Origin of the sequence: Bacteroides luhongzhouii (assembly GCF_009193295.2) — a bacterium.
In the GTDB taxonomy this organism is placed as follows: domain Bacteria; phylum Bacteroidota; class Bacteroidia; order Bacteroidales; family Bacteroidaceae; genus Bacteroides; species Bacteroides luhongzhouii.
Genome location: NZ_CP059973.1, coordinates 703,375 through 719,074, shown reverse-complemented (window position 1 = coordinate 719,074; position 15,700 = coordinate 703,375). Strand labels below are relative to the sequence as shown.

The window sequence follows — 15,700 nt, the reverse complement described above, 5'->3', positions numbered from 1 at the left end:
TTGTTGGGGAAGTGAAGCGTTATCACTATATTTGCACAATACTGCGAGAATTTCCTTAGCAGTAATACTTGGAATTAAATGAAAAGATTAGACACATATCCGGCAAGGCCATTTATCAAGTGGGTTGGAGGGAAAACTCAACTTCTTGATGATATAAAAAAAACTCTACCTCGTGATTTATCACGTAGGGATGAGATGACGTATGTCGAACCATTTGTTGGGGGAGGAGCAGTATTGTTTTGGATTTTACAAGAATACCCAAACATAACAAGAGCTGTTATAAATGATATCAATGCAGAGTTGATCTGTACATATCGAGTAATAAAATATGATGTCGAAAATTTAATTCTCAAATTGAGCCGACTTCAAAATGAATATCTTCCACTTAATGAAGTTGATAGAAAAAAGTATTTTCTTGCTCAACGTGAGCGTTTTAACGAAAGAGACACCTCAGAGGTTGAAATCGCTGCACTATTTATTTTTTTGAATCGTACTTGTTTCAATGGATTGTATCGTGTAAACTCTAAAGGTAAGTTCAATGTTCCACATGGAAGATATGCAAATCCTAAAATTTGTGATGAGGAGACATTAAGGGCAGATTCTGCCGTCCTTCAGCGAGTTGAAATTCTTTGTGGTGATTTTGCACAAACTGGTAAATATGCCCATGATAATGTTTTGTTTTATTTTGACCCTCCGTATCGTCCTCTGACAGATACTTCTGCATTTACATCTTACGCAAAAGAAGGTTTTGATGATGCCGAACAGATACGGTTGCGCGATTTTTGTGATATAATTGCGAAGCAAAAATCTTTATTCGTGGCAAGTAATTCAGACCCGTTAAACGTGGATAATGAAGACGATTTTTTTGATCATCTTTATAAGATGTTCTCTATTAAACGTGTATCTGCTGCAAGGATGATAAATTCAAAGGGAAATGGACGTGGTACTATTTCTGAAATAATGATTTCAAATGTTGCTAATGCTTACTGATATGAGGGACTTTGATGCTTGGCTTGCTGGTTTCAGACCATCTATTGCCGATTATAAATATTATGTTGATTTTGATAAGGTATTTAATAATGTGGAGGCTATTAAAATTCCACTCAATATCTTAAATGCGCTCATTGGCTCCAAGAATATCGAGGATGAATTCAGGAATATTTTGGTACAATATCCGGAAACACTAAAATGTATCCCTATCCTTTTAGCTAAGCGTGAGCTTGATATTATGGCTATGGATGAAGAAGGACAGATTGACTTTCATTTTGACAAGCCAAATTGCACAAATGAAGATTACGTGAAATTCATGCGGAAGACTGGTCTTTTTGATTTGATGGAGAATCATATTGTCAACAATCTTGTGGATTACGTGACAGGTATAGAAACAGGTCTTGACTCGAACGGACGTAAGAATCGTGGTGGTCATTTAATGGAAAATCTTGTAGAGAGTTTTCTTTGTAAAGCAGGACTTGTGAAAGGAGAAACATATTTCAAGGAAATGTATATCCATGAGATTGAGGCTAAATGGGGAATTGACTTGTCTTCTATTTCCAATAATGGTGGTGCGGAAAAGAGATTTGATTTTGTTGTAAAAGGAGAGAATACTGTTTATGGCATAGAAACAAACTTTTATACAAGCAGTGGTTCCAAGTTAAATGAAACGGCACGTAGTTACAAAACTATCACCATGGAAACCAAAGAATTGGGATATTTCAAATTTGTTTGGTTCACCGATGGTTGTGGCTGGCGCAGTGCAAAGAATAATTTGAAAGAAACCTTTGATGTTCTGGAATATTTGTACAATATTGCGGATCTTGAGAATGGAATAATTTCAAAAGTACTTATCTAAATGCCGACAGCCTATTATAAGTCAGTAAACAGGGATTTTACTCTTTTGAAAGGAAATTGTATCAAACTGCTGAATTCGTTTGATTTCAAGTTTGATATGATTTTTGCTGACCCACCATATCATCTTTCCAATGGAGGCATAAGTGTTCAAAGCGGTAAAATGGTCTCTGTTAATAAAGGCGATTGGGATAGGTCTAAAGGATATGAGGAAGATTATCTGTTTGATAAATCATGGATTACCGTTTGTCGGAATAAGTTAAAAAGTAATGGAACAATTTGGATAAGTGGTACTTATCATAATATTTTTTCGGTAGCTCGATGTTTGACAGAATTAGGTTTCAAGATATTGAACTGTATTACATGGGAGAAAACAAATCCTCCTCCAAATTTATCTTGTAAATATTTCACCTATTCAGCTGAGTATATTCTTTGGGCTCGTAAAGAGCCTAAAGTTCCCCATTTTTTCAATTATGAGTTAATGAAAAAGATTAATGGCGGCACTCAAATGCGTGATGTGTGGAGGTTGCCAGCAATCGCATCATGGGAAAAGTCGTGTGGGAAACATCCTACACAAAAACCATTGTGTGTTCTTTCTCGTATCATTCAGGCATCGACTCTTTCTGGCGCATGGATTTTGGATCCATTCACAGGTAGTAGTACGACTGGTATTGCTGCAAATCTATTGGGACGCCGATTCCTTGGCATAGACCAAAATGAGGAGTTCTTAGAACTGAGCAAGACTCGTCGTGAGGAGATTAACGATGTGTCAAAACGAACATTATATTTGGATAAACTTCAAAAGCAAGCACAACTGTTTGAAGATAACGGAATTCAAGTTCTTAATGAACCTTTTGTAGAATATGGGCAGGACTTACCGTTTTAATCCCAAATCTTACTTAGCCCATTATATAGCATAGCTCTTCCGCTTCGATTCCAATATGTTATATCCTGTTCTATGAAAAGCCATTTTAATGACTTGAAGATAATTTCTATGGAGTGTCCAGATGTAAATGAAAATTGGAAATATTCGGAATCTTTGATTTGGTCACAAGTATAAGTCTTATTCAACAATTCTCTTAAATGAGAAAATTCAGTAGGATTTTCTGCTTTTTTATTGATTAAATCATTTGCTATATCATCATGGCTTGGACGATTTCCAGTTGAAATGATATTGCCATGTTTTCCATATCTAAATTGTGTATTCTCAATCCTAACTTCAAAATCAACACCTTTGTTTAGGGCTGTAGGGCGCTTAAGATAAATGCGATTATTATTTTGCAATGTTTCCACAAAGTAATAATATTCTGTAACTGAGTTTATTGTACCAGGTTGCTCATTTAAAAACTCTTCAATGAGTTGTTTTCGGTAGGAAGTTTTATTGGTTGCTGTAATATTAAGCGTGATATTTGTAGCCATATTATTGTTGTAAAAGTTCTTGTATCTGAATATTCAGTGCTTTCGCAATTTTTTCTATGTTGCAAAGAGTGATATTCTTTTCAGCACGTTCTATCATACCAATATATGTTCGGTGCACTCCAGCAAGTTCTGCAAGTTTTTCTTGAGATAAGCCTTGGCTTATTCGATATTTCTGTACGTTCTTGCCAAATAGGAGCAGAATCGGTTCTTTATTCATTGATAAATTACTATTGTTTTGTACTCTATTAACTTAATACAAAAGTACTAGTGCTAACCAAAGTTATCAACATACTATAATTAGCATATTAATAAAATCTACATTATATGATGTTACAAACCTTTGTAATATCAGTTTCTTGAATAGTTATCAATTTGATTTGTTTGTAGTTAGTCCTATTTTAATCTAAAAAATGTATCTTTGCAACCATAATAAAACCAAGGAGATAAATATATGGAGCCAGTTTATGTTGATGTACATATTCATACATCAGAGAATCCTGATAGTCTAAATCAGAATTATGATATAGATACGCTGTTTGAAAAAGTAAGAGCACAAGCACAAGGGCAACATGGGCTTATTTCACTTACAGATCATAATACAATAAATAAGAAAGCATATCTTGATGCTATAGCAAAGTGTGGAACGGATATACATTTATTGCTTGGTGTTGAACTACATATTCATTATTCAGTAGATACAGAAGCTTATCATTGCCATATATTTTTTAAGGATAACATCTCTGAACAAAAAATAGATGAAATAAATAAAATTCTGGATAGCCTATATGAACAAAAGACTGTTGTAAAGACAGATAAAAACATTCCTACTCTAGACAAAGTTATCAATGAGTTTGATTCATATGATTTTGTTCTGCTCCCTCATGGTGGGCAATCGCACGCGACATTCGACAAAGCTATCCCCAAAGGGAAGAAGTTCGACACAATGATGGAACGTAGTGTTTATTATAATCAATTTGACGGTTTTACAGCAAGAAGCGATAGTGGTCGTGAAGAAACGGATAAATATTTTCAACGTCTTGGGATTAGTGGATTTGTGAATCTTATTACATGTTCAGATAATTATATACCTAGTAGTTATCCTGATGCAAAAGCTAAAGATGCAGAACCGCTTATCCCAACTTGGATGTTTTCTAAACCAACATTTGATGGCTTCCGCCTTTCTTTGTCAGAGAAATCACGTTTGGTATATTGTAATCAGAAACCAGAATCTTGGTCTGAAAAAATTGATTGTGTAAAATACTCAAATGAAAAAATTGATATAGATGTAAAATTTTGTTCTGGATTAAATGTTGTTATTGGAGGATCGTCAAGTGGAAAAACTCTATTGGTTGATTCAATTTGGCGTAAGTTGTCACATACAAATTTTGATGATTCTCATTATAATAGTTTTGATGTCGAGAATTTAAATGTTGTTAATCCGTCAGGAATACATCCCCATTATCTTGGACAAAATTATATCATGAAAGTAGTAGGTGATGAAGAAGGACATAATATTGAAGATATTGATATTATCCGCAGTTTATTCCCGGATAATAAAGAGGTTGTTAATAGAGTAAATACGAGTTTGGCTAAATTGAAAAATGATATTACACAATTAATTCAAACTGTCAAAGATATTAAATCTATTGAGGATAAATTAAATACTACATCTCAAATTGGACGTTTATTGGTTTTTAATGCCGTTAAACAAAACATTATTACAGGGTTTGTACCTCAAGAAGAAAACCGTGATATCATCAGATACAGCAAAGACAAGAAAGAAGCACACATCACGGCTTTGCTTGAAATTAAAGAGGTGTTAAGTCGAAATCCATTCGTAAAAGAGCAGAATGTAACGATAGACGGACTTATTGCTATGCTGCAGGAGATTTATCGTTATAGTGAAATGGAAGCCATGGTATATAAAGAAATAAAAGATGCCTCAGATAATTATGCTACGCAGTTAAGGACAGAAAGCCAAGAAGATCAAACAAAAACACAGGAATTCAATAATTTATTAGAGAGTGCGAAACAATATATCTATTTAAATAGAAAATTCATGAAGCATCTTAATTCTATAGCTGCTTATCATGACGAAATTGAAACAAAGGAAATTGTATCATCTGGGCATCACCTATATATTAGCAATCAATTTAAGATGAATAAAGATGTCGTTTTAAATGCGTTTAACTACATGCTGAAATCTGGTAAGAAAATTATTTGTTTTGATGATATTCGTCCGCAATGCTTGTATGAATCAAATTTTAGCAAACAAAAGCCTAAAGTACAAGATTACAACGATTTTATTGACAGGGTATACAATGAGTTTGTTTCAATGAATAAAACAGTCTATAAGATAAAGACAAAAGACGATAAAGATTTTGAAAGCCTTAGTGCAGGTTGGAAGACTTCTGTTCTTTTGGATTTGATTTTGGGTTACGATAAAGATATTGCGCCTATTATCATTGATCAACCAGAAGATAATTTAGCTACGAAGTATATTAATGACGGTCTTGTAGAGGCTATAAAAAAAGTAAAAAAGAATAAGCAGATCATATTGGTCTCTCATAATGCAACAATTCCAATGATGGGAGACGCTCAACAAATAATTTATTGTGAAAATAGTCAAGGAAAGATTGTTATTCGTTCTGCTCCTTTAGAGGGGGAGATTAACGGAACACCTGTTCTTGATTTGATTGCCTCAATAACTGATGGAGGTAAACCTTCAATTAAGAAAAGAGTAAAAAAATACAATCTTAAAAAATTTACAGAATAATATGAAACTACATTTTTGCAAAAACGAAACCGGAAATATCCAAGTTCAAATTGAGACAGGAACTGTTTTGTCGGAGTTTAATTATATCGAAATGTTGAAACAACTGACTCAAGATAATCAGATAGAGTGTGATTGGGGGGCTCTTGATGAAGGTGAACGTACGAAGTTAAAGGAACTTCTTGATAAAATCAAGGAAGCTGTTATCATTGGTATGAATAAACCTTTAGAATAAGAGTCTACTCTTTATATAACATATATTTGTTTGTCCACCATTTCCTCCCATCGCCTCAGACAGTCTCAGACGGTGCAGTTTGTTTGTGCAAATTTCATTGATTATTGCATAATATGCTGATAATCAATACAGATAAATTTCTTTAATGAGGAAGGGTATTGATTTAAAAAGACCGAACATATAAGAATACCCGATAACCTTTGCAAGAAGGCTATCGGGTATTTTTGTGATATAATGATGATGTTGTTTTTTTAGAATACAGGCATCTGCCAGATGAATCCTACGGAAATCCGGTTGGTACTGTAATTCTCCTGCCCCAGCACTTTGGCGCGGGAGGTGAAATCATACGAACGTCCTACATACGTCACAAAGAAATGCAGGTTGGTTTCCATCGGGTAATATTCGATACCGGTCAGATATCCCCAGGAAGTACGGTAATTACCTTTCTCTATTCCTTCGGATGCCTTGCTCACGGAAGCCGTCTCATACATACCCTTTACAAAAACATTCCATTTCGGCAGAAAGCGATAATTACATTTAGCAACCACGGAAAGATAATTCGCATCAAAAGCATTGTGTCCGCCCGGACGGCCTACGATACTGGTAATAATACCTTTGCGGTCAATATCCTCTTTTGAATACATGAAATCGACGAAAGCATTCCATTTGCCGAGATTCAACTCGTTACCTAAAGCATAATAATACATATTGTGACTTTTGGCCTCGTTCATGACAGAAGCCGACCAACGGGTCTTGAATACATTGTTGAAATTACCATTCCAGTTCAACGTGTAAACCAGCGGCATTTTGCCAGATTTCAGATCGGGAAGATTTCCTTCGGCATCTTCCGTGATTCCGTAAGTGCTGTCGAACGAACTATTGCGGCTGTTCAGTATTTGCAGGTTAAGTTGCTGTTCGGGAGTAATGTTATAACCTACATTCAGTCCGGTCATAAAGTTACTCATATAGTCGATCATATCGCTGTACTGATAGATGTCGATCGGGTTGAGATCGAACTCGATACCACCGTATGCGGCACATTGCTTTCCTGCGAAGAGGCTGAACTGGTCATTCAGTTTGATACCGATTCCGGCATAGTCGATGGAAGTAGGCAGATTGTCAATCATGCCGTTTGCATCGTTCGAGCGGTTGAGGCGCTGGCGATAGCGGTAAGAAAGCCAGTTGTTGATATTTCCTTTGGCTTCGATACGGAGCTGGTGCATATTGAAGTCACCCTCTTGAAAACCATTTTGGAAATGAGCGTCAAAGCTTCCTTGCATATTCAGATAAAGATTGAACTTATCTGTCTTCTTTTTCACGTCCGTCAGTTCTTCAAACAGGGGAGTGTTCGGGTTGAATTTATCCTTCTTTTCCGTTTTTTGAGCATATACTCCCTGTATGCTGCCCGCCAGGAGCAACATAAATATCCATTTTTTCATAAGCAGGTCAGGTTTTTAGTATTCGTTAAAATATTGCTGAATTTGTTTCCAGTCAGTCGTTTTGGTTAGTGCAAGCATTAACAAAACACGTGATTTCTGCGGATTCAGTTCCTGTGAAGCCACAAATTGATACTTAGCGTCGTCTACCTCTGCATCCAGAGTGGTAGGACCTGTCGGGACACGGGAAGAACGAACTACAAGAATTCCTTTTTGGCGAGCGTCTGTCAGTACCGGGAAGATATTCTGATGGATATTTCCATTTCCTACTCCTGCGTGGATAATACCTTTATAGCCGTTGTTGAGCATGGGAGTTACCATATCTGCTTCAATGTTAGAATAGCTGTATACGATACCTACTTTAGGAAGTGCGTTCAGATGAGTAACGTCGAAAACGGATTGGGTGGTATGTTTTTTAAGGGTTACCTGGTTATAGAATACTTTTCCGTTCAACACATAACCCAGTGCGCCGGAGTTGGGAGCTTGGAAAGTTTGCACGTCGACTGTGTTCATTTTAACTGTACTTTGTGCTCCCAGGATCAGTCCGTTCATGGCAACCAGTACACCTTTGTCTTTGGATTCTTTTGCGGCGGCGGTAACTACGGCGTTGTAGAGATTCAACGGGCCGTCGGCACTTAGAGCAGTAGACGGACGCATGGCACCTACCAGTACCACCGGTTTATCACTTTTAACGGTCAGGTTCAAGAAGTAGGCAGTTTCTTCCATTGTATCGGTTCCGTGAGTAATCACGATGCCGTCAATGTCCGGGCGTTTCAATAGTTCATTTATTTTTTTGGCAAGTGTCAGCCAAACTTGGTCGTTCATGTCCTGCGAACCGATTTTGACAATCTGTTCTCCGGTCACGTTGGCGATGTCCTTAATTTCGGGTACAGCATCGAGCAGTGCGCCGATAGCAACTTGTCCTGCTGTGTAGCTGGTTCCGGTAGCTGAACTTCCTGTGCCTGCAATCGTTCCTCCGGTGGCAAGGATATGAATGTTCGGTTTTGCGGCAAATGCCATTGTTACAGAAAATAGTAGTGTGACTACTACCAGTCCAAAGCTTTTGAATTGTTTCATAACTGAATGATGTTTAGGTTAATAATATATGTATATTAAAATATTTGTATAAAGAGCAATCCCAGGGCAATGGCAACAATCGTCGATATCAGGCCGGGCATCATGAACGAATGATTCAACACGTATCTACCGATTTTTGTTGTCCCGGTACGGTCGAAATTAATGGCGGCCACTACGGTAGGATAATTCGGAATAAAGAAATATCCGTTCACAGCCGGGAACAAGGCTATCAGCATATAAGGAGAAATCCCCAACGCAATACCCAGAGGTACGAGTGCCCGAACGGTGGCAGCTTGGCTGTACAGCAGAATAGACATCACAAACAGCGCGACACCAAACAGCCACGGCATTTGTTGTACGATCCCTTCAATAGAAAGAGTCAGCTGTCCCATATTTCCCTGGAGGAAGGTATCTCCCATCCAGGCAATGCCGAAGATGGCAATCACCGCTTGCATACCTGCCGGAAATACGGAGCCTTGCGTTGCTTTGATTCCGTCGGTCTTGGTCACTAGCAGGATGATGGCGGCAGCCGATAACATTACGATTTCAATGATAGAAGACATTCCTAATGTAACGATTTCTCCGTCGATCAGGAAACTGGGACGCATTCCTTCAAAAGAGCCGAAGAGTACGATAAATGCGGTTGCCAATATAAATATGAGTACGGAAAGCATAGCCGAACGTTTGTTCTTCACATCTTTAATCTCCACCTTTTTATTGTTGAATAGTCCTTCTTTGAGGCGTTTCTGATATTCGGGATCTTCCACCAATTCTTTACCGACTTTCATAGAGAATAAAGCCCCGACCAAGACTCCGACAATGGTAGCGGGAATCGTAATCTTGAGAATGTCGAACAGGGTAATATCGAATCCGGCTAAGAGCCCGAGAAGTGCTACGGTGGCGGCAGAAATCGGGCTGGCTGTAATGGCTTGTTGGGACGCAATGACGGCAATACCCAACGGACGTTCCGGACGGATTTTTGTTTCGGTGGCAACTTCCGCGATGACCGGCAACACAGAATAGGCAACGTGTCCCGTTCCGGCTACAAAAGTAAACAGGTAAGTCACCAGCGGGCTAAGCAAGGTGACGTGTGAAGGATTTTTACGAAGCAAATGTTCTGCCAGTTTCACCATATAGTCCAGTCCGCCGGCTGCTTGCATACAGGAGGCGGCCGAAATCACTGCGGCAATCATTAACATAACGTCGATAGGAGGTGCGGTGGGTTGTAAACCAAAAACGAACGTAAGTATAGCCAACCCAACTCCTCCCATCACGCCGAGACCGATACCTCCCAGGCGTGCGCCAATAATAATAGCTGTCAGAACAAATGCTAATTGTAATATCATAGAATGCTGTTTTAAGTTCCAAACAAAGATAAGTGATTTCTTTCTTTGTATTTTCTTTTTCTTGTATTAACAACAAAAAAGTTATTGAATAGTTTTTGCATATTTATTAAAACAATAACTAAACTCATTGGTTATTATAAGAACTAACGAAACTGTTATTATTATAAAACAACCGATATGGAACAAAATTTATCAAAAAAAACTCGTACGGAGAGTGACCTGATAGGTAGTCGTGAAGTGCCGGAAAGTGCACTGTACGGAGTACAGACACTCCGCGGTATCGAAAACTTTCGCATCAGCAAGTTTCATTTAAATGAGTACCCATTGTTTATTCAGGCATTGGCTATCACAAAGATGGGAGCCACCGTCGCCAATCGCGAACTGGACTTATTAACCGAAGAACAAACGGATGCTATCTTGAGAGCTTGTAAAGAAATACTTGAGGGAAAGCATCATGAACAGTTCCCCGTAGATATGATTCAGGGGGGAGCCGGTACTACCACGAACATGAATGCCAATGAAGTGATTGCCAACCGGGCCTTGGAACTGATGGGACATCAGCGTGGAGAGTATCAATACTGTTCGCCTAACGATCATGTCAACCGTTCGCAATCTACCAACGATGCTTATCCCACCGCTATCCACATTGGGCTGTATTACACTCATTTGAAACTGGTTAAGCATTTGGAAGTTTTGATCGAGGCTTTCCGGAAGAAAGGAAGTGAGTTTGCGCATGTCATCAAAATGGGACGTACCCAATTGGAAGATGCCGTACCGATGACTCTCGGACAGACCTTCAACGGGTTTGCAAGCATTCTTGAACATGAAGTGAAGAATCTTGATTTTGCCGCACAGGACTTTCTGACAGTCAATATGGGAGCGACGGCCATCGGAACCGGAATCACCGCCGAACCGGAATATGCGGAGAAGTGTATTGCCGCTTTGCGCAAGATTACGGGACTGGATATAAAGCTTGCCGATGATTTGGTAGGAGCCACTTCGGACACTTCCTGCATGGTAGGTTATTCGGGAGCGATGAGGCGTATAGCTGTCAAAATGAATAAGATATGTAATGACTTGCGGTTGCTGGCCTCCGGTCCGCGTTGCGGATTGGGAGAAATCAATCTGCCGGCTATGCAACCGGGATCTTCCATCATGCCGGGAAAAGTGAACCCGGTGATTCCTGAAGTAATGAATCAGGTAGCTTATAAGGTCATAGGAAATGATCTTTGTGTGGCTATGAGTGGCGAAGCCGCTCAAATGGAGCTGAATGCGATGGAGCCGGTGATGGCGCAATGCTGTTTCGAGTCTGCCGACTTGTTGATGAATGGCTTCGATACCTTGCGTACGTTATGCATCGACGGCATAACAGCCAATGAAGAAAAATGCCGGAAAGATGTGCACAACAGCATTGGAGTGGTGACAGCCCTGAATCCGGTGATTGGTTATAAAAATTCTACCAAGATAGCTAAAGAAGCATTGGAAACAGGAAAGGGAGTTTATGAACTCGTTTTGGAGCATAATATCCTTTCCAAGAAAGATTTGGATACCATTCTGGAACCTGAAAACATGATTAAACCAGTCAAACTGGATATTCACCCCAACCGTTGATAGATAGTAAGTGGAAATCGATTCAATAGGGAAATCGCCGGGCAGATCACTGATCTGTTCCGGCGATTTTGAGTATTTGTTATTTTATTCTTATATGGGAATAATTGCTAATTTATCCGGTAAAATGGTTATTGTTCATTACTTCAAAAGTTGTGAACTTTGCAATATCATTCGTAGTGAGCATAATAAGTGAACTTAGAACCAATTTAAAGTATATAAATATGAATGCATTTGATGTTATTATTATCGGTTTTGGCAAGGGCGGGAAGACCCTTGCGGCAGAGTTTGCAAAGCGTGGGCGAAAAGTTGCCATTGTTGAACGTTCTGATAAAATGTATGGAGGAACGTGTATTAATATCGGTTGTATTCCGACCAAGACGTTGGTTCATCAGGCTAAAATTGCTTCCGGTATGACAGATGCTACATTTGAAGAAAGGAGTGAGTTCTATCGCAATGCCATTTCTGTGAAAGAAGCTGTGACAAGTGCATTGAGAAATAAGAATTACCATAATCTGGCAGATAATCCCAATGTAACAGTCTATACAGGTGTAGGCTCTTTTGTCTCTTCCGATGTGGTTTCTGTCCGTACATCTACTGAAGAAATAATGCTGACATCGAAGCAAATTATTATCAATACGGGAGCAGAGACAGTTATTCCACCTATTGAGGGAGTTGCGGGTAATCCATTGGTTTATACAAGTACCTCAATCATGGAATTGACCGAGCTTCCCCGTCGGCTGGTCATTATCGGTGGCGGTTACATCGGTTTGGAATTTGCGTCTATGTATGCTTCATTCGGTTCACAAGTGACAGTACTCGAGAGTTATCCTGAACTGATTGTGCGTGAAGACCGGGATATTGCTGCAAGTGTAAAAGAAACATTGGAGAAAAAAGGCATTATTTTTCGAATGAATGCAAAAGTACAATCTGTGAAGCATATCGAAGATAGTGCACTCGTTGTTTTTTCTGATTCACAAACAGGTGAGGTGGTGGAACTTAAAGCTGATGCTGTCTTTTTGGCTACAGGACGCCGGCCGAACACGAAAGATCTGAATTTGGAAGTTGCCGGAGTAGAGACGGATGCACGCGGAGCGATTATTGTGGATGAATACCTGCAAACAACCCATCCGAATATACGTGCTGTTGGTGACGTGAAAGGTGGTTTGCAGTTCACTTATATTTCATTGGATGATTACCGGATTATCCGGGAGGATTTGTTTGGAGATAAAGAACGGACAACCAGTGATCGCAATCCGGTTAGCTACTCTGTTTTTATTGATCCTCCATTAGCACGTATCGGATTGAATGAAGAGGAGGCTCGTAAGCAGAATCTGGATATTATTATCAAGAAATTGCCTGTTATGGCGATACCAAGAGCGAAGACATTGGGAGAAACGGACGGCCTGTTGAAAGCTGTTATTGATAAGAATACAGGAAAAATATTGGGCTGTATGTTGTTTGCACCTGATTCCAGCGAAGTTATTAATACAGTTGCTGTTGCAATGAAAACAGGGCAGGATTATACTTTCCTGCGTGACTTCATTTTTACTCATCCTAGTATGAGCGAAGCGTTAAATGATTTATTCTCATTGTAGTAAGAATGAATATACTTAGTAATAACTCTGTGTTTGGATTATCCTGATTATTTCATTTGACTGATTAAGCTGTGTCTTTTCCATGATTACTTGCTGGCTAATTATCGATTAACGGCAGCTTAAGTTTGTTTCACACCGAAGAACACTTTGTTTGCAGGCTTGAAACAATCTGTTTGGCGCCTTGAAACTAAAGTTTCCTCTATAAGGAAACAACAGTTTCACTACGGTGAAACTATAGTTTCACACTAATGAAACTTTTAGTATCAGCGTATGAAACTTTATTTGTACTATTGGGGACGGTACACAGGGTGAGAGTAAAAGTTACTCTCACCCTGTCCTCACCTTTACCTTCACACCTGTAATGCCGATGAATAAGGAGGTTGAACTATGGGGTGAGGGTGTGAGAGTAAAACCTGCTACAACTTTTATTTCGATAATCAATTTCAGTAATCAGGAATAAGAAACAGGATTATATTTTATCAAATTCGTTTTAATACATAACTTCCTATATTTATTTCCATATTTCTACTACGTTTTAAAAAAAACATATATCTTTGTCATACGCTTTCAGCCCATCAGCGTGATGAAATAGGCAGAAAGCGGTTTTTATTTCCTAATATGGAGTAAAAGCGTATTATCTCTCATGACTGAAATTAGCACTTGATGTAGAGAGAGATGATACGGCAGATACTCCACGTGAACGGATATATTCAACATATCGGTTAATGATGTGTTATATATAAACGATTGACGTGGGTGTCTGTTGTTATCATTGTCTTCTACAAGGGTTTGCTAGCCTCAGTCATAGATAATGGTACAGCAGCATCTGCGTCTTTCTTGTATTCGGTCGGTTATCAATTACCCCACAATTTAACCTAGCCAATTCCGATCCGGCGGACTGCAAAAAGAGTGGATGCTCGTTGTGCTAATATACATGAATAAAACATTATTCATCCCTTATTGTATCACACATAAAAAAACAAACGCTATGGCACAATGGATTAGTATAGAAGAAGCGGCTGCAAAGTACGGATTCGAGACAGAATATATCTGGGTCTTGATAGAGATAAGAGAAATCACCGTGGACTACCAAAGGACCGACATCGACATCATCGACGATGAAAGTATTCAGGATTTTATCAACCGGAATAAAAAGGGGAGTACATTGATGTATATCGAAAAGTTGGAACGATATTGCATGGATAAATCTCAAATCTGTTCAATATACGCATCACTTTTGGGCAAACAAGATAAAGAAATCACCATATATAAAAGAGCTAAACTCTTGTATGACACATTGCAGGGCAAATGGTTGAAGCAATGTGATCGGGTGAGGCACTTTGAAAAAGAACTTACATTGGAACAGACCACTTGCCGTACATGTTGGCTGAAAAGGTTATGTATGATAATTAGGAAGTAAATTTGATTAACTATCATTTTCCCAATATCTATAATGATAAATAGGATGAAAATTGAACTAATAAGAATCTCTTATTAGCCTGTGAATGGTGGATGAAACAGATGCTCTATTATAAGTTCAATCTCCAAAAGAACAAATATAAAAGTACGGACGCCGGATTAAGTGAACAACAGCGACTTTGAGCGAACAAAAAACAGATAAATTGTGTTTATTTATTCTAATTATATATCTTTGTCCCGAATTATAAACACGTAAATTTATGAAAAAGATTTTTGGTGCTTTAATGATTGCCGTATGTATCGGTATGGCAATGCCTGCCCAGGCGCAAATACACTTTGGTGTAAAAGGAGGTTTGAACTTGTCGAAGGCGAGTTTCTCTAATGTGAGCGAAAACTTTAAGAAGGATAATTTCACAGGTTTCTTTATTGGTCCGATGGCTGAGTTTAATATTCCAATCGTAGGGTTGGGAGTAGATGCTGCCTTGCTTTTTGCTCAAAGAGGTATAAAGGTTTCTGAAGGAAACGAGGATTTGACTATCAAGCAAAACGGTATTGATATTCCTGTAAACCTGAAATATACAATCGGTTTGGGAAGTATGGCCGGTATTTATCTTGCTGCAGGTCCTGATTTTTATTTCGATTTTGAAAAGAAGTCGGGTATCGATAAGAAGAAAGCGCAAGTAGGTATTAATGTCGGTGCCGGTTTGAAATTGCTGAACCATCTGCAGGTAGGTGCTAACTACAATATCCCATTGGGTGACACTGCTGATATTGAAGGAACAGACGCTTCTTATAAGACTAAGACTTGGCAAGTATCTGTTGCCTATATTTTTTAAATAGTCTGTCACTTTACATCGTATATAAAAAAGAGTTTCCGGTTAACGGGGACTCTTTTTTTGTTCGGAGGCTACCTTCTTGCAGTCTCGAAACTGTTTCTGACCAAT

General features: G+C 38.7%; 14 protein-coding genes. 9 read left to right on the top strand and 5 right to left on the bottom strand.

Annotation, left to right across the window (positions count from 1 at the left end; translation table 11 throughout):
- The first annotated feature begins 78 nt into the window (after positions 1-78).
- Genes GD631_RS02840 through GD631_RS02830 form a run of 3 tightly spaced genes read left to right on the top strand, consistent with a single transcriptional unit; the run spans position 79 to position 2,731 of the window.
- A complete protein-coding gene (locus GD631_RS02840) occupies positions 79-990 on the top strand; it encodes a DNA adenine methylase (protein ID WP_143259206.1) in 912 nt (303 codons plus the stop codon).
- Between the two features lies 1 nt (position 991).
- Entirely contained in the window at positions 992-1,849 is an 858-nt protein-coding gene (locus GD631_RS02835; protein WP_143259205.1) for a type II restriction endonuclease, read from the top strand.
- The gene (locus tag GD631_RS02830; RefSeq protein WP_117809654.1) at positions 1,850-2,731 is read left to right on the top strand and encodes a DNA-methyltransferase; all 882 of its coding nucleotides are present in this window, start codon (positions 1,850-1,852) and stop codon (positions 2,729-2,731) included.
- Here GD631_RS02830 and GD631_RS02825 read toward each other — a convergent pair.
- Positions 2,728-3,264 carry a hypothetical protein gene (locus GD631_RS02825; protein ID WP_143259204.1) on the bottom strand — a complete coding sequence of 179 codons (537 nt, stop codon included), beginning with the start codon at positions 3,262-3,264 and terminating at the stop codon, positions 2,728-2,730. The two genes, GD631_RS02830 and GD631_RS02825, sit on opposite strands and share 4 nt — an antisense overlap.
- Position 3,265: 1 nt before the next feature.
- Positions 3,266-3,481, bottom strand: a complete 216-nt coding sequence (locus GD631_RS02820) for a helix-turn-helix domain-containing protein (protein ID WP_117809656.1) — start codon at positions 3,479-3,481, stop codon at positions 3,266-3,268.
- Between the two features lie 234 nt (positions 3,482-3,715).
- On the opposite strand from GD631_RS02820, the gene GD631_RS02815 reads away from it, so the two are divergent.
- Positions 3,716-6,040 (top strand): PHP domain-containing protein, encoded by a 2,325-nt coding sequence (locus GD631_RS02815; protein ID WP_143259203.1) that lies wholly within the window; start codon positions 3,716-3,718, stop codon positions 6,038-6,040.
- Position 6,041: 1 nt separating this feature from the next.
- Entirely contained in the window at positions 6,042-6,272 is a 231-nt protein-coding gene (locus GD631_RS02810; RefSeq protein WP_143259202.1) for a hypothetical protein, read from the top strand.
- A gap of 251 nt (positions 6,273-6,523) precedes the next feature.
- On the opposite strand, the gene GD631_RS02805 is transcribed toward GD631_RS02810, so the two are convergent.
- Genes GD631_RS02805 through GD631_RS02795 form a run of 3 tightly spaced genes read right to left on the bottom strand, consistent with a single transcriptional unit; the run spans position 6,524 to position 10,131 of the window.
- A complete protein-coding gene (locus GD631_RS02805) occupies positions 6,524-7,711 on the bottom strand; it encodes a porin (protein ID WP_008023077.1) in 1,188 nt (395 codons plus the stop codon).
- 15 nt (positions 7,712-7,726) lie between these two features.
- Positions 7,727-8,785, bottom strand: coding sequence for an L-asparaginase 2 (gene ansB, locus GD631_RS02800; RefSeq protein ID WP_008023076.1), 1,059 nt, complete (start codon positions 8,783-8,785; stop codon positions 7,727-7,729).
- A 35-nt stretch (positions 8,786-8,820) separates the two neighbouring features.
- Positions 8,821-10,131, bottom strand: coding sequence for an anaerobic C4-dicarboxylate transporter family protein (locus GD631_RS02795; RefSeq protein WP_143259201.1), 1,311 nt, complete (start codon positions 10,129-10,131; stop codon positions 8,821-8,823).
- A 177-nt stretch (positions 10,132-10,308) separates the two neighbouring features.
- Between GD631_RS02795 and GD631_RS02790 the strand changes: the two genes are divergently transcribed.
- The 4 genes from GD631_RS02790 to GD631_RS02775 all read left to right on the top strand — a co-directional run bounded on the left by GD631_RS02790 (position 10,309) and on the right by GD631_RS02775 (position 15,592).
- Complete coding sequence (locus tag GD631_RS02790; RefSeq protein WP_143259200.1) at positions 10,309-11,742, top strand: aspartate ammonia-lyase; 1,434 nt, start codon at positions 10,309-10,311, stop codon at positions 11,740-11,742.
- 221 nt (positions 11,743-11,963) lie between these two features.
- The gene (locus GD631_RS02785) at positions 11,964-13,337 is read left to right on the top strand and encodes an FAD-dependent oxidoreductase (RefSeq protein ID WP_143259199.1); all 1,374 of its coding nucleotides are present in this window, start codon (positions 11,964-11,966) and stop codon (positions 13,335-13,337) included.
- Positions 13,338-14,325: 988 nt separating this feature from the next.
- Positions 14,326-14,757: a hypothetical protein gene (locus tag GD631_RS02780; protein ID WP_143259198.1), complete on the top strand. Its 432-nt coding sequence runs from the start codon at positions 14,326-14,328 to the stop codon at positions 14,755-14,757.
- A 259-nt stretch (positions 14,758-15,016) separates the two neighbouring features.
- Entirely contained in the window at positions 15,017-15,592 is a 576-nt protein-coding gene (locus tag GD631_RS02775) for a porin family protein (protein ID WP_143259197.1), read from the top strand.
- The last annotated feature ends 108 nt before the right edge of the window (positions 15,593-15,700 follow it).